This is a genomic window from Sphingobium sp. LMC3-1-1.1, assembly GCF_040676285.1.
GTDB lineage: Bacteria > Pseudomonadota > Alphaproteobacteria > Sphingomonadales > Sphingomonadaceae > Sphingobium.
This window is the reverse complement of record NZ_JBEGHQ010000077.1, coordinates 1-269: the sequence shown is the minus strand read 5'-3', so window position 1 is coordinate 269 and position 269 is coordinate 1. Positions and strand designations below refer to the sequence as shown.

The 269-nt window shown below is 52.4% G+C and carries 1 protein-coding gene; it reads right to left on the bottom strand.

The genetic code is table 11. The annotated features are described in order from the left end of the window. Nucleotides 1–235: hypothetical protein (locus MRBLMC3_RS23145; protein ID WP_363832127.1), on the bottom strand; the 235-nt coding region annotated here is incomplete at its 3' end. Nucleotides 236–269: the final 34 nt, after the last annotated feature.

Here is a 269-nt window from a genome sequence, read left to right as displayed (position 1 = left end):
TACGGTGCGTCAAGTCATCGAAAGCCTTATTGAGCCGGCGTATTTCAGCATGAGTCAGAAGTTCGCCGCGGGCCACCTGGTCACGCGCGCTGGTGAGAAGGCCTTCAAGAATCTGCAGACGCGTTTGGGTTCTGTTGGGCACCCTTTCGAGGCGAGACTGGGCATTGATGATCGTCGCGGCGAAATCCAGGCTATTTGCGGTTGGACATTTGTTGGTTTCTTGAACGACTTCCACTTTTCCAGCCTTAATTGTAGATCAATACGAGGAT